The sequence below is a fragment of the Arcobacter siniprincipis (SeqCode) genome, from assembly GCF_048571125.1.
Lineage (GTDB): Bacteria > Campylobacterota > Campylobacteria > Campylobacterales > Arcobacteraceae > Arcobacter > Arcobacter siniprincipis.
In genome coordinates, this window is the sequence record NZ_CP182343.1 from 579,032 (window position 1) to 603,272 (window position 24,241).

Genomic DNA, 24,241 nt, shown 5'->3' on the forward strand with positions numbered 1-24,241 from the left:
TATTAGTGGTCTAAAATTTGCTCTAAAAATTGTTTTAATCTATCAGACTGAGGATTATCAAAAAATTCAGTTGGAGTATTCTCTTCAACTATTTGTCCTGCATCCATAAATATAACTCTATCTGCAACTTTTTTTGCAAATCCCATTTCATGAGTTACACAAACCATAGTGATCCCATCTCCTGCAAGCTCTGTCATTACATCTAGAACTTCACCAATCATTTCAGGATCTAGGGCTGATGTTGGCTCATCAAATAGCATGATTTCTGGATTAATACATAAACATCTTGCTATTGCAACTCTTTGTTGTTGACCACCTGATAATTGATTTGGAAATTTATGTGCTTGTTCTGCAATTTTTACTCTCTCTAAATAATGCATTGCTGTTTCTATAGCTTGTTTTCTTGGAGTTTTTGTTACCCAAGTTGGAGCTAAGATTAAGTTTTCCAAAATTGAAAGATGAGGGAAAAGATTAAAATGTTGAAATACCATTCCAACATGAGTTCTTATCTCTCTAATCCTTTTAACATCCTCTGTTAACTCTAACCCTGCAACATACATTTCACCTTCTTGAAAGGCTTCAAGTCTATTCATACATCTAATTGTTGTTGATTTACCAGAACCTGAAGGTCCACAAATAACAATTCTTTCACCTTTTTTAACTCTTAAATTAATATCTTTTAGTACATGGAAATCTCCATACCACTTATTAACATTAGTCATCTCTATCATATAATCTAAATTACTCATAATCTTTTCCTATTCTTATTTATGATCTGTATTAAATCTGTTTTCTACTGATTGTGCATATTTCGACATACTAAAACAAATTATCCAATAAATCATGGTTACAAAAACATAACCTTCTGTTTCAAATCCTAACCAATGTGGATCTGTTGTTGTTAAAGTTACCATTGCTAAAACATCAAATAATCCAATAATCAATACAAGCGTTGTGTCTTTAAATAAAGCAACGAATGATCCAACAATATTAGGAATTGATATTTTTAATGCTTGTGGCAAGATAACTAATCCCATTGCCTGCCAATATGAAAGTCCAATTGAATCAGCAGCTTCATATTGACCTTTTGGAATGGCTTGTAATCCACCTCTTACAACTTCTGCAATATAGGCAGCTTGGAAAAGAGTAACACCTATTAATGCTCTTAATAATTTATCAAAAGTTACACCTTCTGGGAAAAATAAAGGAAGAATTACCGATGACATAAATAACAAAGTAATTAAAGGAATACCTCTAATAAATTCTATGTATAAAACACTTATTGTTTTTATTATTGGCATGTTAGATTGTCTTCCTAATGCAAATATAATCCCAATAGGAAAAGATACAACAATACCAACAGATGCAACAACTAAAGTAAGCAATAGTCCACCCCATTTTGTTGTTGGAACAACTTCTAAACCTAATCCCCCGTGAATTAATATGTATGAAATAATAGGAAATAAAATAAGTATACTTGCTCTTACTTTTATGTGTTTTATTTTTTTGAATAATACTATTGAAGCTACAAATAAAGCTAAAATAAGATTTGGTCTCCAATATAAGTTTTCTGGATAAAAACCATAAATAAACTGATTGAATTTTTCATAAATAAAAATCCATCTTGCCCCATGTTTTGTTATCTCTTCTTTTGTTCCTGTCCATGTTGCATCAAAAATCATCCAATTTAACAATGGTGGAATAATATAATAAAGTAAAACAAGAGATAAAATAGTTAGAATCGAACTAATTGGTGATGGAAAAAGATTCTCTTTTATCCATTTTACTGGTCCACTAACACCTAAAGGAGCCGGTCTTGTTTCTAGTTTTTCATAAATTGCCATTATCTCTCCTTTATTTGTATTTTTGCATTAATAAAATTCATAATAATAGATATGAATATACTAATTGATAAATATACAGCCATCGTCATTAAGATTATTTCTATAGCTTGACCAACTTGATTTAATGCAGTTCCTGCAAATAATGTTACAAGTTCTGGGTATCCAATTGCAGTTGCAAGAGATGAATTTTTCATTAAATTTAAATATTGATTAATAACAGGAGGAATAATAACTCTTAGTGCTTGAGGAAGAATAACTCTTCTTAAAATAATATGGTTTTTTAATCCTAATGCATTTGCAGCTTCTTTTTGTCCTTTTGGTACAGCTTCTATACCTGCTCTTACAGCTTCCGCTATATAAGTTGCTGGATAAATACTTAATGCAAAAGATAAAGCTAAAAGTTCAGGAGTCATTGTCCAACCACCTACAAAGTTAAAGCCTTTAAGTTGTGAATATTCAAGTGATGCAGGTGAACCACTAATAAAGTAAACTAAAATAGGTCCTGCAATTAAGATAATTAAAGAAGTCCAAAAAACTGGAAATTCTTCTCCTGTTTCATCATGTTTCTTTTTTGCCCATTTTGCAAGATAAACAACACCTGCAATAGCAATAAAAAATGCAATAATAACAGAAATAAAGCCACTTTCTAAAATAGGTCTAGGGATATATAATCCTCTATTGTTTAAGAAAAATGCATCCATATAAGACATTGATTGTCGAGGACCTGGGAGTGCGGCTAATACAACATTATACCAAAATAGTATTTGTAAGAGTATTGGAATATTTCTAAATGTCTCTACATATACTAAACAAAGTTTAGAAATCATAAAGTTCTTTGATAATCTACCAATTCCAACTAATAGTCCAATTACTGAAGAAAAGAATATACCAATACCTGATACTAAGAGTGTATTTAATATTCCAATTACAAATACTCTTGCATAAGTATCTGATTCTGTATAAGAAATTAGTGTTGATATGATACCAAATCCAGCTTCATTACCTAAAAAGTCAAATCCTGTATTAATCCCACGTTTTTCGATGTTAACAAACATATTGTGTAAAACATAATATGTAAATAAAAATATCATTGTTAAAGCTAATATTTGATAAATAATTGCTCTAATCTTTGGATTATTGTAAAAAGCGACGCCTTTTACTATTTTTTTGTGTTCTTTCATTCTTTCACCTTATAATTAAAAAAGGGGAAGTTATTCTTCCCCTCTTTTTTTATTAAATAATTTTTGTAAATAGTTTACTTAGATTATCTAATAGGTGCTCCATATTGAAGACCACCATCTTTCCAAAGTTTATTTAATCCTCTTTCAATTTTTAAAGGAGAATCTTTACCAACATTTCTATCAAATGATTCACCATAATTTCCAACTTGTTTGATTACATTGTATGCCCATTTTGGATCTAACCCAAGATTTTTACCAATATCACCAGTTACTCCAAGAAGTCTTTGGATATTTGGATTTGGACTTTTTAACATTTCATCTACATTTTTAGAATTAACACCTAAATCTTCTGCATTTAACATTGCAATTTCAGTCCATTTTACGATGTTAAACCATTTGTCATCACCTTGTCTTACAACAGGGCCTAAAGGCTCTTTTGAAATAATTTCAGGAAGTACAATTGCTGAATTTGGGTCTTTTAATTGAGTTCTTAATGAATATAATTGAGAAGCATCAGAAGTTAAAGCATCACATCTTCCTTCTTCAAAACCTTGAATTGATTGTGCTGATGTATCATATGTAATTGGAGTATAATCCATTTTATTTGCTTTAAAGTAATCTGTTAAGTTAAGCTCAGTTGTAGTTCCAGCTTGGATACAAAAAGTTGCTCCACTTAATTCTTTTGCAGATTTAACACCCAATTTTTTTGATACTAAGAAACCTTGACCATCATAGTAATTTACACCTGTAAAGTTTAAACCTAATGAAGTATCTCTTGTAGCTGTCCAAGTTGTATTTCTAGCTAGTACATCAATTTCACCACTTTGTAATGCAGTAAATCTCTCTTTTGCATTTAAATGAGCATATTTAACTTTTGATGCATCCCCTAAAACAGCAGCAGCAACCGCTCTACAAACATCAACATCAATACCTTTCCAAACCCCATCTGAATCAGGAGCAGCAAAACCTGGAAGCCCTGTGTTTAGTCCACAACTTAATTTTCCATTTTTCATAGTTGTATCTAATGTATCAGCAGATGATACAGTCGATGCAATCGCTAGCGCAGCTATACTTAAAGATAGTGTCTTTAATAGTTTCATTTCTAATCCTTTTGTTTAGTGTAAATTGAAATTTAATTCATAGAAAATTCTACTAGAATTGCATAGCAAAAGAGTAGCAGAGCTGTATATTTTTTAACCACTTTTAATAAATTGATAACTTTTTTAATTTTATTTAAAAATAAATTTGTGTGTGAGATAGTTTTTTCAGTAATTTTGATAGAGGAATAAAAGATAAAAAGTAGTAAATTTACTTTTTATCTTCTAGATGTTTTGAGAAACTATATAAGTCTTTTTTCTTTAGATCTCCATTATAAACAATTTTTCTTGGATCAACATTATCATCTTTTAACATACTTGGAACAGCATCTGAGTTATTTAATACTTTTATATTTTCATCAAGTTCATCTTCACTATAAGCCATTTGCATATCAGCACTCATAACATTAGGAATTGCCTCTATTATTCTTAACTTTTCTAATTCTTCTTTAACGCTACTTCCTTCAATAGTGATGATAACTCTTCCTTTTTCATCATTCATATGGTAATCACAAGCTTTGCAATTTTTTAAATCCTCTATAACTTGGTCTAAGTGTTTTGGTAGTGTTTGAACTACTATACTTGAAATGTTCATATTATTCCTTTATTTTGTAATAGTTTATTTTGTCATTGTCACTGGCAACTAAAATTTCATTGTTATTTATAAATAAAATTTTAGTAAGTGTCATTTTATTCTCTTTTAATTGATATAAATCTTTTTTTGATGAAGTATCAAAAATAGTTACATCATTGTTTTCGTTTGATGAATAAGCGGCTAGGGTTGCTTTTGAATTTAAAGCACAAGAATAAATTAAAAAACTTGATTCTTTATAAAATGCATCATTTTTTGAGTAAAATACAACTCTTCTATCTTGTCCAGCAGTTAAAATTTCCCCATTTTTGAAATCAACTTGAAAGACATTGTCCAAATTTTTACCTTTGTATGTTTTTAGTAAATTCCCTGTTTGAACATCACATAATTTTAAATTTCCGCTTTCATCTGCAATTATAATCTTTTTTTTATTTTGATTTAGTGCAAAATAAGAAAATTTTGATTGGCTCATTTGTTTATTGTATATAATTTTTTTTTCATTTATATTATATAAGAGTAATTCATTACTTAAAAGTGAAAATATAATTTCATTTTCATTTATAAATTTAGCTTGTGCAATAAATAAATGTTTTGTATCCGGAACAATAGTACTTAAATTTCCATTTTCATAAATATCAATTTTTCTTGCCCCTTTTTCTCCTTGAGATAAAATTAAAATTTTATTTTTTAATACATCAATTGAGTATATTTTACTGTCATTAGTTTCTCCTAAAAAATCTTTTACTTGAGGAATTGTAATGTTTGAAATTAATTTGAAATCTTTTAAGTTAAAGATGTTTATTCTTCCAGCACTTGTTGAAACAAATAACTTATTATCATTTATAACTAAATCAGTTGCTCCCGCACTTATATTCACTATTTTTGTTGGCATTATTTCATTTGCATTTAAAAAAGATATCATAAAAAGTATAAGTAAAATTCTTACAGTATTCATTCTTATCCTATCTTTATCGCATTTGTTGGGCAAACTTTTAAACAAAATCCACAAGAGGTACAATTTTCACTTATCTGTGGTCGAAACATTCCTAAAAATTTTATAGCATCATCAAGGCAAGGGTCTTTGCAAGAAAAACACATGGTTTGATTCCAACTTAGACATTCTAAAATATTTATTTCTATTTTTGAAGATATATTTTTTTTATATTCAAGTTTTAAAACTTCGCTTGGGCAAACTTTTACACACTCATCACAAAAAGTACAGCCACTATTTGTAAAATCTAGTTTTGGAGTTTTGTCTTTTTGTATTACTATTATATTTACTTCACAAGAGTTAGCACACAATCCTTCACATTTGACACACTCACTTAAAAAGAGTGCTTCATTATTATAATATGGTGGACGAATTACTTTCTCTTGCTTTTCATTATTTTTAAATGATGAAGCAAGAGAGCTAAATAGCTCTCTTCTTTTCATAATTTATTTTACACCTTCATCTATATTTTTGATTAAATTTGATGAGTTTTTTTCACCGCTTTCTCTAAAATCAGCTTTGAAATTATTCCCTACAATTAATTTTGTCTCTGATTGAGGTGCATGACATTGACTACAGTTAAATCTTGCCCCTGCCAAATGTCCTAAACTCTTTTGTTCTGGAAGTTTTAAGTCACTTGTATTTACAATCATTTTACCATCTTTTACAATTCTACCATTTTCAGATAAAGAAGTTTTCGGTCTAAAATCTGTAAGGTGTGTTTTTGGTACAGGAACTGCTCCCATTGATTCTGCAATTGCTGGGTCATGACACATAATACATTGATTATTATCTATAGTTATTGGTAACATTCCTTCAACATCATGGGGAATCATTGGTGGAGCATTTTCAAATGCTCTATCAATTTTTGTTGATGTTCCAGCTGCTGCTTTAGCATAATCTGTTTTATCTGGAACAATACTCTTTTCAGTATAAATATCTACTTTTCTTAAGCCTAAAGACTCTTCTGAATAAGTTTTTTGAGCAATAGCACAACCTGTAACAAATATTGCAGTTATTGTTGCTAATCCTAAAGTTATTTTAGTAATTTTCATTTTTTTCTCCTATTTTTTTGCTAATCTATTAATTATTGAAAAATTTAAAGCATCATCTTCACAAACTTCAATACATCTAGCACAATTAGTACACTCTCCTGAAAGAACAGGGATTGACTCTTTTCCTATCATTGACAAAACTTGGTTCTCATGACATACTTCTTTGCACTTCATACATTCAGTACATTTAACATGATTATGAGTAACTCTTAAAAAGCTATATTTCCCTACAAGTGAATAAAATCCACCTAAAGGACAAATATGACCACACCATCCATTTTTTAAAACAAAAAGATCAAAAAGGAAAATGATAAGCATTGCAGCCCAGCCAAATCCAAGACCAAAAACTAAACCTCTATGAACCATAGATATAGGTGAAATGAATTCAAAAGCACTTACACCTAAGATAGTTGATAGTATTAAACTTAGAGCTAAAACCCAATATCTCATATTTCTACTAGCTGGTTGTTTTTTTTGTACAGTGTCAAATCTTAATTTTCTTCTAATAAATGAACTTAAATCAGTTATTATATTAACAGGGCATACCCATGAACAAAAAACTCTTCCTCCAATAAAAAAATAAAATAGTGTTATTATTGATGCACCTACAATTATATTTATTGATACTAACGCACCTGCAAAGAGCATTTGTAAAACAGCAAATGGATCACTTAAAGGAATTGTTTCAAATAATATTGATGAACTTAAATTCCCTTGTAAAATTGTTATTCCATAAATATTTGCAAAGATATACAAAGTCATAATTGATATTTGACTTACTCTTCTTAAAATAAGATATCGGTTTTTTAAAAGTAAATTAGTCATCTAATAAATCTCCCATATCATTTAAAGAATCAATTGCTTTATCTTTACTTATCTTTGTTGTTGTTTTAATCTCTTTTGCATTTTTAACTCTTTTTTGGTCTTTTTCATCCCAACCTTTTACATAATAATCGCCGGCTTTTCCTAAGGCAATTTCTTTAGGTAAGACAAAAATTGAAGCTTTTTGTGTAACACATGCTCTTTCACACAATCCACATCCAGTACAAATATCTGTATGAACAACAGGTTTCATAAAAGAGTGTTTTCCTGTTCTTTGATTTTTTTCATATTCAATAGTAATAGCTTGACCTAATATTGGACAAGCTCTATAACATGCATCACATTGTATACCCCAAAAAGCAATACAACTTTGGTTATCAATAACAGCAACTCCCATATTTGCACTGTTGATATCAAGTTTTCCATTTGTACTAACTAACTTTTCATCTAAGGCATTAGTTGGACAAACAGGAACACATGGAATATCAATACACATATAACATGGTATTTCCCTTGGAGTAAAAAATGGTGTTCCAAGGGGCTTATTATCACCTGGTTTTGCTAATTTTAAAGTATCAAAAGGACAGGCTTCAACACACAAACCACATTTAATACAGGTTGATAAAAAATCTTTTTCATTTAAAGCACCAGGTGGTCTAAGTATTAATTTAGAGGCAGTTACTTCATCAACATAAGCACTCCAAATAAGACCACTAAGAGCTACAAGACCTACTGTTCTTGCACTTTTTAAAAGAAATTCTCTTCTATCATTATTCATTTTTTCTTCTTTTATGCTTTATAAATTTTTACAGCACATTTTTTATAATCTGTTTGTTTTGACATTGGACAAGTTGCATCCAAACAAACTTTATTAATAAATACTTTTTCATCAAACCATGGAACAAAAACCAAACCTCTTGAAGGTCTATTTCTACCTCTTGTCTCAATTCTAGCTTTTACTTTTCCTCTTCTTGATTCAACCCAAGCTAATTCACCTTGTTTTACATCATATTTTTTAGCATCAACAGGATGCATATAACATAAGGCTTCTGGTACTGCTCTAAATAATTCTGGAACTCTCATAGTCATTGTTCCTGAGTGCCAATGTTCTAAAACTCTTCCTGTACACATCCATACTGGATACTCTTCATTTGGTATTTCTGGTGCATCCATATAAGGTCTTGCAAATATTTTTGCTTTATTAATTAAAGGTTTTTTCTCTTTATTTGTAATACCTTGTAAATCTCCAAATGGAAGTGCTTTTGCAAGTTTTCCATAAAAAGCGTGAGAGTTATTTGTACCTGCTTCTTTTACTGCATGTGCTGCATATGGGTCATATTTAACATTAAATCTCCATTGTGTCTCTTTCCCATCTACAACTGGCCATTTAAGTCCTCTTACTTTGTGATAAGTATCAAAATCAGCTAAATCATGTCCATGACCTCTACCAAAACTAGCATACTCTTCAAATAAATATTTTTGAATAAAGAATCCATATCCTTCAAATACTTTTCCATCACTTCCTACAACATTTCTCTTATCTCCAAATACTTCAGAGTTATCAAATCCTGCTTGGACTGGGTCTTCTAAATCAGCTTTATAAGATTTTGCTTTTTCATTGGCAAATAAAATTTCATACATAGTTGTATTTTCATCATAACCCATTTTTTTAGCTTCATTTATTACATCTGGAAGTTTTTTCTTACCACCAGTACTTAGTAGTGATTGTTCACCCCATAAGTCTTTTACCGTAAATCTTTTTGATAATTCAAGCCATTGCCAAGTATCACTCATAGCATCACCTACTGGTAATACTTGTTGTCTCCAATGTTGAGTTCTTCTTTCAGCATTTCCATATGCTCCCCATTTTTCATAAATCATAGCTGATGGTAAAATCAAATCAGACACTTTTGCAGAAATCCCAGGATATCCATCACTTGTAACAATAAAGTTATCCATTTGTCTTGCGGCTTTTATCCAATGAGATGCACTAGCACTATCTTGATAAGGGTTACAAACATTAACCCAAGCAAATTTCATAGAACCATCTTCTAAGTCCCTATGAATTTTCATAATGTCTTGATGACCTTTTGGATTTAAAGTACCTTGAGGAATTCCCCAAACTTTTTCAGCAATACTTCTATGTTTTGGATTTGCTACCATCATATCAGCTGGTAATCTATGTGCAAATGTTCCAACTTCTCTAGCTGTTCCACAAGCACTTGGTTGTCCTGTAAGTGAAAATGCTCCCGAACCTGGTTTTGCTTGTTTATTTAATAAAAAGTGTACATTATAAGCTAGAGTATTTACCCATGAACCTCTTGTATGTTGATTCATTCCCATAGTCCAAAAAGAAACAACTTTTCTATTTTTTTCAATATAAAGATCAGCTAATTCTTTGATTTTCTTTTTAAAATCTTCATCTGATTCATCAGGATTACCTTTTGAAACTTGTGTAACATAATCAGCAGTATATGGTTCTAAGAATTTTTTATATTCTTCAAAAGATATTTCCCAATGTTTTAATCCGGCATTTTTGTTAACCATCATATCACCTTCTTTATATCCATAAGGAGCTAAGGCTGGTGCTTCATCTTTTGATACAACTTTTTGCATCTCTTTTGAGATAGTTTCCATCTCTTTTTGCGTATATTTACCTTCAACAATTGATTTTTCATCAGATCTTCTCATTCCATAACCCATATTTACAGGACTTGCTGCAAATACAATATTATTTTTAACAAAATCCCAATCTATAGATTCTGGATTATTATAAACAATTTCTCTTGCTATATAATTCCATAATGCTAAGTCTGAATTTGGTTTAAATATAATTTCAGTATCAGCTAAATCTGAGGTTCTATGTCTATAAGTTGATAAATTTATAACTTTTACTTTATCAGGATTTGATAATTTTCTATCTGTAACTCTTGACCACAAAATAGGGTGCATTTCTGCCATATTTGAACCCCAAGATACAACTGTATCAGTTAGTTCTATATCATCATAACAACCACTTGGCTCATCAATACCAAATGTTTGGTAAAAACCAACAACAGCACTTGCCATACAGTGTCTAGCATTTGGATCAATTGCATTTGATCTAAAACCAGCTTTCATCATTTTTTGAGCTGCATAACCTTCCATAACTGTATATTGTCCACTTGCAAATATACCAATTCCTTCTGGACCTTTTTCTTTTAGAGCTTTTTTCATGTGAACTTCCATCTCATCAAATGCTCGTTCCCAAGAAATAGGTGTAAACTCACCATTTTTATCAAATTCACCTTTTTGGTTAACTCTTAATAATGGTTGTTTTAATCTATCTGCTCCATACATAATTTTTGCATTGAAGTAACCTTTTATACAATTAAGTCCTCTGTTTACTGGTGCTGCTGGGTCACCTTTTACTGCAACTATTTTTCCGCCTTTAGTTGCAAGCATAATCCCACAACCCGTACCACAAAATCTACATGCAGCTTTGTCCCATCTCCAGCCACCTTCAGCTTCATTTGCCTTAGCTTGAAGGGCAGTTGGTACATTCATACCAATAGCTGCTGCTGCACTTGCTGCTGCAGAGCTTTTTAAGAATTCTCTTCTTGATAATGTCATTTTATCTCCTTTGAAAAGTTTAAGTCAATTTCTAACTTCCTAATTCTAACCGTTAAAATTAACATAATCCTTGACTCTAATCAATTTTTATAAGTTTTAATTAAGGAGTATTTTTGTCCTATTACTTTTGTGTTATATTTTGTTATAATAAATTAAAAATTTTGATAGATAATATTTTGGAGTTTATATGGATTTTCATACATTTATAAGAGCAGTTGGAACAGGACCTAAATCAAATAGAGAATTAACACAAGAAGAGATGAAAGATTGTATTAGGCAAATTTTAAATAAAGAAGTATCAAATGAAATCATAGTTGCTTTTTTATTAGGATGGAGAGTAAGACTTGAAACAAATGCAGAACTAAAAGCTACTTTAGATGTGTGTAATGAATATATCAAAAAAGTAAATATTCCTAATTCTATAGAGTTAGGATTTCCTTATGATGGTAAAACAGATGCAACATATCTTTTCCCACTTGTTGGAAAGTATTTAAAAAAGTTTGATTTGGACATTGTTATAAGTGGTGATATTATGCAACCAGCTAAAAGTGGTATTACAATAAAAGATATTGCTACAAATGTAAAACTTGATGATAATATTCATTATTTTGATAGAGCTGAATTCTTACCAAAACTAAGTGCAATTACTGATTTAAGAAGAATATTAAAATTAAGAAGTGCTTTTAATACTGTGGAAAAACTACTTAATCCTGCAAATTCAAGATTTGCATTAACTTCTGCGTATCATAAACCTTATGTAGAAAAGTATAGTGAAATATTTGCTTCAAACTATGAAAAATTTATTGTAGTAAAAGCAGCAGAGGGAAGACCAGAGATTTTCAATAAATCAAAAGCTTGGTTAAAAACCCAAAATGGACTTGAAGAGTTTATTATAGACCCAGAGTATTATGGAATAAATTACAATAAAACTTTTGAAAAGATTACTTTAGAAGAAGCAATAGAAGAAATCAATAATCCAAGTGCAGATTTAGAAAAATTAGCAAAACTAAATGCAGCATTACACTTATTTTGTGCAAATAAAGCTGATGATATAAATAGTGCTTATGAGATGTTAGATTAATGAGTAATTTTCCTATCTCTTTAAATTTAGAAAATAAAAAAATTTTAGTTATAGGTGCAGGGAAAATTGCTACAAGCAAAATAAAGAAATTGTTAGATTTTACAAAAAATATAGTTGTACTTGCACCCAATATAAGTGATGAGTTGGAAAAACTTAATATAAAAACTTTAAAAAAGAGATATGAAAAGAGTGATATTGAAAATTTTCACATTGTAATTGCTTGTATTGATGATATAAATCTTCAAAGGGAGATTTACAAACATACAAGAGAAAAAAATATTCTATATAATTGTGTAGATATTTATGAATTGTGTGATTTTACTTTCTCATCAATAATAAAAAAAGATGATTTAGTAATTACTATTTCCACAAGTGGAGCTTCTCCTTCTTTTTCAAAAGAATTAAAAAAATATTTAGAAAAGATTATTCCAAATAATGTAGGAAGCTTTTTAAAAAATATGAAAAACTTAAGAGCTACTATGCCAAAAGGAGAAGAGAGAATGGAAATACTAAGAAAAAAAAGTAAAGAGTTTATCTCTTCTATAAAATAAATTTAATCAAACCATCTTAACTGTTCTCTTAAGTTCACAACTTTTCCTACTATTATTATTGCAGGAGATTTTAAACCTTTTGATTTTTCAACAATATTCTCTAAAGTTCCAGTTACTACTTTTTGTTCTTTTGTTGTTCCTTTTGAAATAACAGCACAGGGATAATTTTTGTCTTTTCCAAGACCTATTAATTTTGAACTAATTAAGTTAATATTATGTAGTCCCATTAAAAAGACAATTGTTTCATCATTTAAAAAAGTTTGCCACTCTATTTGTGAGATTTTTTTGTTTGGAGTTTCATGTCCTGTTACTACTCTAAAAGAAGTAGTTATTCCCCTATGCGTTACAGGGATTCCAGCATATGAAGCAACAGCTACAGATGAGCTGATTCCTGGAATTATTTCAAATTTAACATCTCTTTCATTCAAATAGATTGCTTCTTCTCCTCCTCTACCAAAAACAAAAGGATCTCCACCTTTTAATCTAACGACATTTTCATATTTTTGTGAAGCTTGAAAAAGTATTTCATTTATTTCATCTTGAGGTACAGTGTGTTTTTTGTTCTCTTTTCCGACATATTTAAAAATGACATCTTTTTTTGCATAATTTAATATCTCTTTATTTACTAATCTATCATAAACTATGATATCTGCATTTTTTATTGCATTTATAGCTTTTAATGTTAATAATTCAGGGTCGCCAGGACCTGCACCTGTTAAATAAACTTTACCCACATATTGCCTTTTTTTATATCTATATTTTTGTTTTTCGCCCAATAACTAAACTATTTAGTTCATTTCTTAGTTCTTGAAGTTTTTTTGTTGAATTAATTAAATCTTCTGTAGATTGAATAATTATATCTTCACTTTTATTTATTGCTCTATTTACATCTGAAGAGTTTTCAAGGTCATCTAGTATTTTGTCAAATTCATCTGTTATCTCTTCAAGCTTAGAACTTGCATTTTGTGAATGTTGTATAGCAACAGCTGAGTCATTCATAGCAGAATTTATTTTATTTATAAAACAATTAAAAGTATCAGTTACATCTAAAATCTCTTTTTCATTTACATCAATAGAAATAGGTGTTAGTTGTTCATTATTTTCATTAGCTATTTTTTTTGAAAATTCTAAAAACTTATTAGCATTTTCTTCAATATTTTTTAATTGAACAAAACTATATACAATTAATAGTATTATCAAAAAAGCAGCTATATATTGGAAGTTTTTGATTAGTATAGTTTTATTTTCTGTATAAACTGTGTACATACTAACTAAGTTATCAACTTCTTGAAGTAAATTATTATTGGTATTATAAACTGTTTCAACTATAGAAGCTAAAAGTTTTAAACTAGATTCATCATTTTTTAATTGTAGTTTCTTAAACTCTTCTATATTGTGAAAGAACTCTTTCCATAAAATCTCCACTTTATATACTTGTTGTCCAATCTTATCATTGGGAACAGGTGAAATACCTATTAACTTATTTCCATTTTTTAATGAATCTAGATTTTTAATAAATTCATCACTCGCACTGTTTAATTCAGAAAAGTTTGTTTTTTTCGTGTAATAAAGATAAAAAATATTTTTTGATATCTTTTGTGTAAGCATCCTTTCTTTTCCTACAATATTCATAATCAATGCATCTTTTTTATTTCTATCATTTAAATATACGGTAGTAAAAATTATCATAGCCATTAATACTATAAATAAAGCACCTAATAATTTTATCTTTGTACTTATTTTATTTGTTTTCAAATCCCAACTCCTCTAAAGGTTGATTCTAATTGTTCTTTATTTAAAACTATAACATCACTTTTTTCAATACTAATAGAACCATTTCTAGTAAGCTTTTTTAAAACTCTTGAAAGTGTTTCTGGCTGAATATGTAACATAAAAGATACCTCTTGCCTTTTTAATTTATTGAACAGTTCAAGATCATTGTAAATCATAAAAGCAACTTTTGCTGTTGAGTCAAAAACTAATTCTCTATTTACTATACATTGCAATTGGTGAGTTTTTTCTAAAAGTGTTTCAATTAGTTTTATTGATAAAATATTTTTAGATAAAAACATTTCTTTAAACTTTTCAAAATTTATTGATAAAACAATAGAATCCTCTGAAAATTCTGCATTTGAAAAACAATAAATATTGCTATTATTTACAGAAGTTAATTCAGAAATCATTGAGTTTTTGTAAATATGATATAAGAATATCTCATTCCCAAATTTATCAAATTTGTATATTTTTATAAGGCCATTAACTAAAAAAAGAATATTTTCTTTTATTTCATCTTCATAATAAAGTATTGAGTCTTTAGGATAAGTAATTAAGTTAGATATTGTCGCTAATTCTTTAATTTCCTCTTCTTTTAATTGCGCAAAAAAGTCTAATTGAGTAATAGTCTTTATTTTGTCCACTAAATTCCTTGTGTACTTTTTATTTAAGGAATTTTATAATAAGCTAACGAAATTTTATATTAAGTGCCATTTTTTTTGGTGCGTTGAGGTGTGTAAATGTTAAAAGATGGACATGGAAGAGTAGTTGACTATTTAAGGGTATCAGTAACTGAAAGATGTAACTTTAGATGTCAATACTGTATGCCAGAAAAACCATTTTCTTGGGTTCCTAAAGAAGAACTTTTATCATATGAAGAATTATTTAAATTTATTAAAGTATGTATTGATAGTGGAGTTAAAAAAGTAAGAATTACAGGTGGTGAACCACTTTTAAGAGAAGGTTTAGATAACTTTATAAGAATGATAGCCGAATATAAAGATGATATTGATTTAGCTTTAACTACAAATGGTTATTTGCTTCCTAAAACTGCACAAAAATTAGCAGATGCTGGATTAAAAAGATTAAATATCTCTTTAGATAGTTTAAAACCAGAAATCGCCCATAAAGTTGCTCAAAAAGATGTCTTAGCAACAGTACTAAAAGGTATTGAAGCTGCCGATAAAGCTGGCTTAAAAATTAAAATAAATTGCGTTCCTATGCAAGGAATAAATGACAATGAACTTTGTGATATAGTAGATTTTTGTAAAGCAAGAGGTTATACTGTGCGATTTATTGAATTTATGGAAAATAATCATGCAAAAGATGGAGCTAAAGGATATGACTCTACTCAAATTCAAAATATCTTAAAAACTAAATATAAGTTTGAGAAGCAAGAGAGAAGTGGTACTTCTCCATCTCAAGATTATATTATGGATGATGGTTATGTATTTGGAATCATTGAGCCACATAAAGATGATTTTTGTGCAAACTGTAATCGTATAAGACTTACTGCAAGTGGTATTTTAATTCCATGTTTATATTTTGAAGATTCTCAAAGTATAAAAGAGGCAGTTAAAAATAATGATATAGATAAAGCAGCAGCAATATTAAAAGATGTATTGTTAAATAAGCCTGAAAAAAACAAATGGTCAGAAAATTCAGAAATATCAACACGAGCTTTTTATGAAACTGGTGGGTGATAAACTTAACTATTCAATTCTTTATATTAAATAAAAATACAAATAATAAATAATATTATTTATTATTTGTATCTCTTTTCTCTTCTTTTTATATTCAAATAATACTATCATTGATAATAACTATATTTGAAAAAGGAGTTATTATGATAATAGAGTCTTCAAAAGTTGAAATGAGTTCAGAAACTATGAGTTCATATGAAATGGTAAGTCAGTCAAAAGTAGATTTTAGAAATGAGTTATTAGGTTTATTAGATGTAAATGAAAAAAACCAAAGTCTTGAATCAGATGGTTTCGAAGAAGTTGATAAAATAGAAGAAGTAAAAGATAGTGAAGCATATGCAGCTTCTAGATCTGAGGAATTTACTAGATTAATATTAGAAATGATTCTTCAAGCATTTTTAGGTAGAAATAAAAAAGTTGATTTTAAAAGTTTAAATGACTTAAAATGCAAAGATACTGATTCTACTGAAGAGGTAAAAAAAATGTTGATGAAAAGAACTGTATCAATAGAAACTACACATGAGTATTATAGAAGTGATTCTATATCTTTTAGTTCACAAGCTACAATTAAAACTAAAGATAAAGATATAAATATCGATTTAGATTTATCTTATTCACGAGAGTTTTATGAAAAACATAGTGAAACACTAAAATTTGAAGAGACACACTTTATGGATCCCTTAGTTATTCAATATGATTGTGCATCTACTGTTTTTGATAGCATAAGTGACAAAATGTGTTTCAATTTTGATATTAATAGTGATGGAGATGAAAAAGAACTACCACTTTTAAAAGATGGAAATGGATTTTTAGTTTTTGATAAAGATGGAAATGGAACAATAGATAATGGAACTGAACTATTTGGACCTTCTTCAAATGATGGTTTTGGAGAGTTAAGTGAATATGATAGTGATGGAAATAATTGGATTGATGAAAATGACCCAATATTTGATAAACTTCAAATCTGGACTAAAAATGAAAGTGGAGAAGATAAACTTATTGCCTTAGGACAAACAGGAATAGGGGCTTTATATTTAAATGATGCAAAAGCTGGAATGGCTTATAACAAATCAGTAAATGAAAGTCTAGCGTACTTAAAATCTAACTCAATATTTTTAAGAGAAGATGGAACAGCTGGAATTATATCTTCAATGGATTTCAAATCATAAAAAGAGCTTTTGCTCTTTTTATACTTCTTGAATAAAATATCTACTATTTGATGAATTGATTTTTAATTTTAATCCAAAAGTATTAGAGATATTTTCTGAAGTTAAAATATCTTCTTTTTTACCTTGTTTAAATATTGTTTCATCTTTTATTAATGCCACATGGGTAATTTCTTCAAAAATCTCTTCAAGATGATGTGTTACTAAAATAATATTTGCTTTTTGGCTTAGTTTTCTTAATAGTTTTATAAAGTTTAATTGGGCTTTTATATCAAGTCCAACTGTTGGTTCATCTAAAATAAAAGCTTTTGGATCATGTATTAAAGCTCGTCCAATGATACATTTTCTAAGTTGTCCTGTACTCATTTTTGCTACAATTTTATCTTTTAAGTCAGTGATTTCAAGGTATTCCAAAATCTCATTTGCTTTGTCATGTTGTTCTTGGGTGAAATCTTGATGTTCAAATACTCCAATTGAACTATAATATCCACTAAGTACAACTTCATATCCTGTCAAAAAATTTCCTTGGTCATAAAAATGATTGTGTAAATCATTTGTGATTATTCCCATAGCTTTTCTTAAATCAAATAGGGAGTATCTTTCTTTTCCTAAGATTAACTTTTTATGTGGATAATTTTGTCTTGGATGAATTTGAGAAGAGATTAATTTTATAAGGGTAGATTTACCACTTCCATTTGCCCCCAAAATAGCCCAATGCTGATTATCTTCTATTTTCAAATTGAGTTCTTTTAATATAAGTTTATCGTCATAACTCACATGTATATTTTCAAAATCTATAATATTCATAATTAAAACCTTTCTAAATTTTTATTTTATCAAAAATAATTAAAAGTATTGATTTATATCAATGATAATTATTATTGATATTAGTATAGTTAGGAAATTAAATAAAAATTGGATTAAAAAATGAACTTTTTCATAAAGATTATAAAAGATTTCCCCTCTTATTTGTGGAGTGGTTGGGGTGCTATTTCATCTATATTTTTGTTTCTTGTCTTTTGGGATATGGGAAATCAAATATACGGAAATTTAATATTACCAAGTCCAAAAGAGACATTTTTGACTCTTTCTGAGATGTTAAAAAATGAAAGTATGTTAAATGAGATATTAATTACTACAAAAAGAGCTGTTATCGGGTTTTCTATATCTTTATTTTTTGGAACACTTTTAGGGTTACTTTCCGGGCTTTTTATAACAACTTCAATGATGAGCAGACCAATAGTTACTATTCTTATGGGGATGCCACCAATAGCTTGGATAGTTTTAGCAATGATTTGGTTTGGAATGGGAGATATGACTATTATTTTTACTGTAATTGTAGCTTCTTTTCCTATTATTTTTATAGGTGCTTTACAAGGAACAAGAACTCTTGAAGGAGATTTAAAACAGATGGCTGATAGTTTTCATCTTCCTTTTAAAATGAAACTGTTTGATTTATATTTCCCTCATATATTTTCTTATATTTTTCCAGCATGGATTGGAGCTTTAGGTATGGCTTGGAAAATTGTTGTTATGGCTGAATTATTATCTGCAAATGATGGAATAGGTTCTGCTTTAGCAATTGCAAGAAGTCAACTTGATACGCCAACTGCTTTAGCTTTAGTTGTAATTATGATTGGAACTTTACTCTTCATTGAATATCTTATTTTAGAGCCTATAAAAAGAGAGGTTGAGTCATGGAGATAATAGAAGAGTTAAAAGTTCAAAATGTTTCACACTCTTTTGGTTTCAGTGATATTTTAAAAGATATAAGTTTTACTTTAAAAAAAGGAAAAGTTATATCATTAGTAGGACCCAGTGGTGGTGGAAAAACAACTTTACTGCATCTTTGTGCAAAATTATTGACACTTGAAACGGGAAAGATAAAAAACAGTTTTAACAGTTCTTCTTTTGCTTTTCAAGAAGCAAGACTTCTTCCTTGGAAAAATGTCATTGATAATATTGCTCTAGGATTAAAAGCACAAGGTATGGCAAAAGATAAAAGAGAAAAAGAGGCAAAAGAAATTGCTTTAAAATTTGGTTTAGAAAAAGATGATTTTTATAAATTTCCAAAAGATTTAAGTGGAGGGATGAAACAAAGAGTCTCATTTGCAAGAGCACTTGTGACAAATCCAACTTTACTTTTTTTAGATGAACCTTTTTCTGCTTTAGATATTGGATTAAAAAAAGAGTTACAATCCTTATTGCTTCAAATAATAGAAGAGAAAGAGTTAAGCATTCTTTTTATAACACATGATTTGATGGAAGCGATAAAACTAAGTGATGAGGTGCTTGTTTTAAAAGCTGAACCTGTAGGTCATATCATTAAAAGTTTCATGTTTAATTATCCTAAAAATCTAAGAGACAATACTTTTGTGTATGAACAAACAGCAAAACTTTTAAGTGATGAAACTATTATAAATACATTTGAATTGGAATTAAAATGACAGAAGAAACAAAAAAACAATACGCAACAAATCATTATACGCACTATCCAAAAGGAGAATATCCTTCTTATTTGGCATATGCCTTTAGACCTATGTTTTTAGTTCTTGCTCCTTATATTGTAGTTTCAATCATATTATGGTCTTTTGTGTTTGCTGGGTATATTTCTCTTCCTTTTATAAGTGACCTTCTTGGATGGCACATGTATGAAATGATATTTGGAATAGGAAGTGCTGGAATTGTAGCTTTTTTTCTAACGGGTGCTCCTGAATTATTTCCTGGAACCATTCCTATTGTTGGGAAAAAATTAGCATTTATTATTCTTTTATGGATAGTAGGGAGAATCAGTTTTTGGTGTATGGATTATTTGGGTATTTATTTTGTCGGTTTTATAAATATATCTTTACTTATTTATATTACTGCACTTGTGATAAAACCTCTTTTTGCTGATATTACAAAAAGGCATATTTCCCTTGGTTTTTCACTTGTCTCTTTGATTGTAACTCAAACTTTATTTTTTGCAAGTTCTGCAGGCTTCATCTCTTTTGATACCCATTCAATTATGCTTTTATCTCTTGGATTATTTATGGTTTTAATCTTATTGGCTCTTCGTAGAGTTAATATGGAGGCTATCAATGAGTTATTAGAACAAGAAGGAATTGATGAAACCTTTTATGCCAGATCACCAAGATACAATCTTGCTATTTTTTGTGTAATTCTGTACAGCTTTGTAGAATTTTTTTATCCTCACAATAATATTTTAGGTTATTTTGCCTTTGCAAGTGCAGCAGCTATTTTGAATATTTTAAATGATTTTATTTTAAAAGATAACAATATTTTATTTAAACCTTTTGTTGTTTATTTGATGAGTATTTTAGTTTTGATGGCGATTGGTTATGGGCTTTTGGGATTTGATTATCTCAATGAAGGCATATATGCTTTAAATCATTTTCGACATTTTTTGACAACTGGAGTTTTTGGAATAGTCTTTTTCATAGTGATGGTTGTTATTTCAACAGTGCATACTGGAAGAGAACTGTTTACTAACTTTTGGTTAAATCTTGGAGTTTTTTTAATAATTCTATCAACAATAATCAGAAGTTTTATACCTTTTTATGAAGAGTTCTCAATGATGATATACATCAGTTCTTCTATTCTTTGGGCCATTCCTTTTATGATTTATATGAAAATGTTTTTTCCTTTTTTAGTCAATAAAAGAGCTGATGGCATACCCGGTTAAAATAAAATTTACGTATTCAAAGGAGTATATATGAAACAATTATTAAGTGTGTTAGTTATGGCTGTTTCTTTATTTTCAAGTGAAATAAATAAACAAATAATAATAAAAGTGGCTGGTCCATTTGCAAGTGTATCTCACCCCATAATACATATGGCAAATAACCAATCACTAAAAGATATGGGAATAAATATCAAGTTTGTTCTTTGGAAAAATCCAGATGAACTTAGAGCTTTGATTTTAAGTAAAGATATAAATTTTATAGCAATTCCTACAAATGTTGCTGCAAATTTATACAACAAAGGTGTAGATATAAAACTTTTAAATGTCTCTATTTGGGGAATATTAGGAATGATAAGTAGAAATCCTGATTTAAAAACATTAAAAGATTTTAAAGGAAAGGAGATTGCGGTTCCTTTTCGAGCCGATATGCCGGATATTGTTTTAAAAGAATTGATAAAAAAATCTGGTTTAGACCCTCAAAAAGATTTTAAACTAAGATATGTGTCAAGTCCAATTGATGCAATGCAAATGCTAATTTTAAGAAGAGTTGATCATGCCTTATTAGCTGAACCTGCCATTTCAATAGCTTTGAGAAAAACAAAATCTTTTCCTATAAGTGTTGTTGCACCTGATTTGTATAGGAGTGTTGATTTGCAAGAAGAGTGGGGAAAACTATTTGCGACAAAAGCTAAATTACCACAAGCAGGAATTGCTTACATAGGAGATACAAAAGGAAAAGAAAAATTAATAAATAGATTCTTAGAAGAGTACTCAAAATCACTTGAATGGTACAAACAAAATTCCATTGAAGCTTCAAAGTTAATAGTAAAAGAACTTCCTATGTTAGAAGAAAAAGGCTTAGCAGACTCCATTGCTCATATTTCATTTGAAAGCATAAAAGCAATTGATGCAAAAGAGGAGTTAGACTTTTTCTTTAATATCTTAAAAAAAAGTGAGCCAAAATCAATAGGTGGAGAAATTCCTAATTCAAATTTATATTATCAATAAAAGGACAAAAATGAAAAAAATAATTTTAATCTCAGCAATAACAAGTTTGGCTTTATTTCAAAATAGTTTTGCTGGTACTATTTTAGAGGATGTAACTGTAACTACAGCTACAAAAACTGAAAAAAACATTGAAGGTGTCAGTGCTTCTGTTATAGTAGTTACTCAAAAAGATATTGAACGAATAGCAGCTTCGACATTAAAAGATGTATTTGAAAAAATACCTTCAATAAATGCACAATTTGGAAGATTTCCTCATCCTAGTTCAGCTTCAAAAGCTTCTATATCAATTAGAGGGGCAGGAGCAAATGGAACGTTGATTTTAGTTGATGGAAAAAGGTTATCTGGTGAAACTGAAGGACCTTATGAGTTGAATAGAATACCAGCTTCAATGATTGAGAGAATTGAAATCGTCAAAGGTTCTATGTCTACCCTTTATGGTTCGGATGCCATTGGAGGAGTAATCAATATCATTACAAAAAAAATTGAAACAAACGGTTCAACGATTGATATGAAATATGGACAAAGTGCAGAAGGAGAGTCTAAAGAAAAAAATGTAAATTTTACAACACGTGGAGTAACAAATGAAGTTAGATATAAACTTTTTGGGTCAATAATAGATACAACACCTTACAGTAAAAATAAATCATACTCACAAGTTGCAACAAATCCATCAACTGGTGCAATTTTAGTTGGAAATCCACAAAATGGAGTCAGTGGTTCTAACAAGGTGACCTATATAGATGAAGCAACGGTAAAAAATATTGGAGGAAGAGTAGAAAAAGATTTAAATGATCAAGTAACATTAGGGGTAGATGTAAATTATTTAGATGAAAACAGAAAAGGAACATACCTAGGAAGTGCTCAATTTTCTGGTGGTGGCTTGATTAAAAATACTCCTGTTAATTCTGAAGATAATAATAAAAGAATCGATGTATCATCTGATCTTAAATATCAAATATCAAATAATTTATCTGGACAAACAACGGTATATAGATCGTATTATAAAAAAAGAAATGAAACCACGCCTATTAATTTCACTGGACCTGTTAATAAGAAATTTAGTGCAAATGTTACCATTGATACTTTAGAATCAAATTTGACTTATCTTTTGAATGATTCTAATATTATAACAACTGGCCTAGAATATAGAAAAGAAACAAGAGATTCAAGTGCAATAAATATAGATGCAAGTTCAAGTGAATTTGTCACAAAAGTTGTAAAATATAAGTCACTATTTATTCAAGACGAAATGGTAATCACAGATAGCTTAAATGCAACTATGGGTGCAAGATATGACAATATATCAAATGCAGAAAATAAAGTTACTTTTCAAGCAGGATTAGTACAGAAACTAAATGATAAAACAAATCTTAGAGTAAATTATGCACAAGGATACAGGGCACCTGATATTGCAGAGTTATATGTGGTTTCGCCTTCATATAAAGATGGGAAAAGATTTGGATCAGATGTAATTTTTGGACCAAAAACAAAAGCTTATGATTTAAAACCTGAACGATCACAAACTTTTGAAATAGCATTATCAAATAAATTAGAAAATCTTTTCTCAGAAATTGTTTTATTTAATACAAAAATAGACGATAAAATAGAACTTGCTTCATATGGAACAGGTAATGCAAAATATTACACTTCAGAAAATTTAGAGAAAGTTGATATAAAAGGGGCTGAATTAAATATTGCCTACATTATTAATGAAAATAGTGACTTAAACTTTAATTTAACTTATTTAAATACAGAAGATAAAAATACAAATAAAGAACTCTTATTTACACCTGATTTATCAGCTTCTTTAGGGTTAAATTATCAAATAATACCAAACTTAACAACGAATTTATCTCTTAGGTATATTGGTGAGCAATATACAAATATCCAAAATACAACTAAGGCAGAAGATTATTCATTAGTTGATATTGGAATAAATTATGATATAAATAAAACTTTAGCTATTTATGGTGGAGTAGATAATATTTTTGATAAACAATTGGAAGAAGATATTGGTGTAAATGTTGGAGTGTTTTTTTATACAGGAGTAAGAATTAAGTTTTAATTTTGTATAAATGTA

24 protein-coding genes are annotated in these 24,241 nt (G+C 28.9%); 9 read left to right on the forward strand and 15 right to left on the reverse strand.

From position 1 onward, the window contains the following. Positions 1-2: 2 nt before the first annotated feature. From ACNI3D_RS02990 to napA, 11 genes are all read right to left on the reverse strand, one after another. Positions 3-749 (reverse strand): amino acid ABC transporter ATP-binding protein, encoded by a 747-nt coding sequence (locus ACNI3D_RS02990; RefSeq protein WP_129100544.1) that lies wholly within the window; start codon positions 747-749, stop codon positions 3-5. A 15-nt stretch (positions 750-764) separates the two neighbouring features. Further along, positions 765-1,844: an amino acid ABC transporter permease gene (locus ACNI3D_RS02995; protein WP_419768191.1), complete on the reverse strand. Its 1,080-nt coding sequence runs from the start codon at positions 1,842-1,844 to the stop codon at positions 765-767. Next, complete coding sequence (locus ACNI3D_RS03000; RefSeq protein ID WP_419768192.1) at positions 1,844-3,025, reverse strand: amino acid ABC transporter permease; 1,182 nt, start codon at positions 3,023-3,025, stop codon at positions 1,844-1,846. The genes ACNI3D_RS02995 and ACNI3D_RS03000 overlap by 1 nt, the downstream gene beginning before the upstream one ends. Positions 3,026-3,108: 83 nt before the next feature. Continuing rightward, entirely contained in the window at positions 3,109-4,125 is a 1,017-nt protein-coding gene (locus tag ACNI3D_RS03005; RefSeq protein ID WP_129100547.1) for an amino acid ABC transporter substrate-binding protein, read from the reverse strand. 208 nt (positions 4,126-4,333) lie between these two features. Then, positions 4,334-4,717 carry a chaperone NapD gene (locus ACNI3D_RS03010; protein WP_129100548.1) on the reverse strand — a complete coding sequence of 128 codons (384 nt, stop codon included), beginning with the start codon at positions 4,715-4,717 and terminating at the stop codon, positions 4,334-4,336. Position 4,718: 1 nt separating this feature from the next. Continuing rightward, positions 4,719-5,669, reverse strand: a complete 951-nt coding sequence (locus ACNI3D_RS03015; protein ID WP_419768193.1) for a WD40 repeat domain-containing protein — start codon at positions 5,667-5,669, stop codon at positions 4,719-4,721. A 2-nt stretch (positions 5,670-5,671) separates the two neighbouring features. After that, positions 5,672-6,148, reverse strand: coding sequence for a ferredoxin-type protein NapF (locus ACNI3D_RS03020; RefSeq protein WP_419768194.1), 477 nt, complete (start codon positions 6,146-6,148; stop codon positions 5,672-5,674). A gap of 3 nt (positions 6,149-6,151) precedes the next feature. After that, on the reverse strand, positions 6,152-6,760 hold the full coding sequence (locus ACNI3D_RS03025; protein ID WP_129100551.1) for a nitrate reductase cytochrome c-type subunit: 609 nt from the start codon (positions 6,758-6,760) through the stop codon (positions 6,152-6,154). 9 nt (positions 6,761-6,769) lie between these two features. Further along, positions 6,770-7,585, reverse strand: a complete 816-nt coding sequence (gene napH / locus ACNI3D_RS03030) for a quinol dehydrogenase ferredoxin subunit NapH (RefSeq protein WP_419768195.1) — start codon at positions 7,583-7,585, stop codon at positions 6,770-6,772. Further along, the gene (gene napG / locus ACNI3D_RS03035; RefSeq protein WP_419768196.1) at positions 7,578-8,360 is read right to left on the reverse strand and encodes a ferredoxin-type protein NapG; all 783 of its coding nucleotides are present in this window, start codon (positions 8,358-8,360) and stop codon (positions 7,578-7,580) included. Before napG ends, napH begins: the two co-directional genes overlap by 8 nt. 11 nt (positions 8,361-8,371) lie before the next feature. After that, a complete protein-coding gene (gene napA, locus ACNI3D_RS03040) occupies positions 8,372-11,194 on the reverse strand; it encodes a nitrate reductase catalytic subunit NapA (protein ID WP_419768197.1) in 2,823 nt (940 codons plus the stop codon). Positions 11,195-11,381: 187 nt separating this feature from the next. Here napA and ACNI3D_RS03045 point away from each other — a divergent pair, with 187 nt between their 5' ends. Both ACNI3D_RS03045 and ACNI3D_RS03050 read left to right on the forward strand, forming a co-directional pair. Continuing rightward, positions 11,382-12,275 carry a glycosyl transferase gene (locus tag ACNI3D_RS03045; RefSeq protein WP_129100555.1) on the forward strand — a complete coding sequence of 298 codons (894 nt, stop codon included), beginning with the start codon at positions 11,382-11,384 and terminating at the stop codon, positions 12,273-12,275. Next, entirely contained in the window at positions 12,275-12,826 is a 552-nt protein-coding gene (locus ACNI3D_RS03050) for a precorrin-2 dehydrogenase/sirohydrochlorin ferrochelatase family protein (RefSeq protein WP_419768198.1), read from the forward strand. The genes ACNI3D_RS03045 and ACNI3D_RS03050 overlap by 1 nt, the downstream gene beginning before the upstream one ends. Before the next feature lie 2 nt (positions 12,827-12,828). On the opposite strand, the gene cobA is transcribed toward ACNI3D_RS03050, so the two are convergent. From cobA to ACNI3D_RS03065, 3 genes are read right to left on the reverse strand one after another with little or no spacing between them, the layout of a single operon-like run. Further along, on the reverse strand, positions 12,829-13,560 hold the full coding sequence (gene cobA / locus ACNI3D_RS03055) for a uroporphyrinogen-III C-methyltransferase (protein WP_419768199.1): 732 nt from the start codon (positions 13,558-13,560) through the stop codon (positions 12,829-12,831). Between the two features lie 19 nt (positions 13,561-13,579). Next, complete coding sequence (locus ACNI3D_RS03060; RefSeq protein WP_419768200.1) at positions 13,580-14,581, reverse strand: type IV pili methyl-accepting chemotaxis transducer N-terminal domain-containing protein; 1,002 nt, start codon at positions 14,579-14,581, stop codon at positions 13,580-13,582. Further along, complete coding sequence (locus ACNI3D_RS03065; protein ID WP_419768201.1) at positions 14,578-15,243, reverse strand: Crp/Fnr family transcriptional regulator; 666 nt, start codon at positions 15,241-15,243, stop codon at positions 14,578-14,580. Before ACNI3D_RS03065 ends, ACNI3D_RS03060 begins: the two co-directional genes overlap by 4 nt. A gap of 96 nt (positions 15,244-15,339) precedes the next feature. On the opposite strand from ACNI3D_RS03065, the gene moaA reads away from it, so the two are divergent. Beyond that, positions 15,340-16,302 carry a GTP 3',8-cyclase MoaA gene (gene moaA / locus ACNI3D_RS03070; RefSeq protein ID WP_419768202.1) on the forward strand — a complete coding sequence of 321 codons (963 nt, stop codon included), beginning with the start codon at positions 15,340-15,342 and terminating at the stop codon, positions 16,300-16,302. A 143-nt stretch (positions 16,303-16,445) separates the two neighbouring features. Then, positions 16,446-17,471: an SPM autocatalytic domain-containing protein gene (locus ACNI3D_RS03075; protein WP_419768203.1), complete on the forward strand. Its 1,026-nt coding sequence runs from the start codon at positions 16,446-16,448 to the stop codon at positions 17,469-17,471. Between the two features lie 18 nt (positions 17,472-17,489). Here ACNI3D_RS03075 and ACNI3D_RS03080 read toward each other — a convergent pair whose 3' ends face one another. Then, positions 17,490-18,275, reverse strand: coding sequence for an ABC transporter ATP-binding protein (locus tag ACNI3D_RS03080; RefSeq protein WP_419768204.1), 786 nt, complete (start codon positions 18,273-18,275; stop codon positions 17,490-17,492). Positions 18,276-18,395: 120 nt separating this feature from the next. On the opposite strand from ACNI3D_RS03080, the gene ACNI3D_RS03085 reads away from it, so the two are divergent. Genes ACNI3D_RS03085 through ACNI3D_RS03105 form a run of 5 tightly spaced genes read left to right on the forward strand, consistent with a single transcriptional unit; the run spans position 18,396 to position 24,226 of the window. Next, a complete protein-coding gene (locus ACNI3D_RS03085) occupies positions 18,396-19,175 on the forward strand; it encodes an ABC transporter permease (protein WP_419768205.1) in 780 nt (259 codons plus the stop codon). Beyond that, on the forward strand, positions 19,166-19,915 hold the full coding sequence (locus ACNI3D_RS03090) for an ABC transporter ATP-binding protein (protein WP_419768206.1): 750 nt from the start codon (positions 19,166-19,168) through the stop codon (positions 19,913-19,915). Before ACNI3D_RS03085 ends, ACNI3D_RS03090 begins: the two co-directional genes overlap by 10 nt. Then, the gene (locus ACNI3D_RS03095; RefSeq protein ID WP_419768207.1) at positions 19,912-21,153 is read left to right on the forward strand and encodes an NnrS family protein; all 1,242 of its coding nucleotides are present in this window, start codon (positions 19,912-19,914) and stop codon (positions 21,151-21,153) included. Before ACNI3D_RS03090 ends, ACNI3D_RS03095 begins: the two co-directional genes overlap by 4 nt. Positions 21,154-21,183: 30 nt before the next feature. Further along, on the forward strand, positions 21,184-22,161 hold the full coding sequence (locus ACNI3D_RS03100) for an ABC transporter substrate-binding protein (protein WP_419768208.1): 978 nt from the start codon (positions 21,184-21,186) through the stop codon (positions 22,159-22,161). Positions 22,162-22,171: 10 nt separating this feature from the next. After that, positions 22,172-24,226: a TonB-dependent receptor plug domain-containing protein gene (locus ACNI3D_RS03105; RefSeq protein WP_419768209.1), complete on the forward strand. Its 2,055-nt coding sequence runs from the start codon at positions 22,172-22,174 to the stop codon at positions 24,224-24,226. Positions 24,227-24,241: the final 15 nt, after the last annotated feature.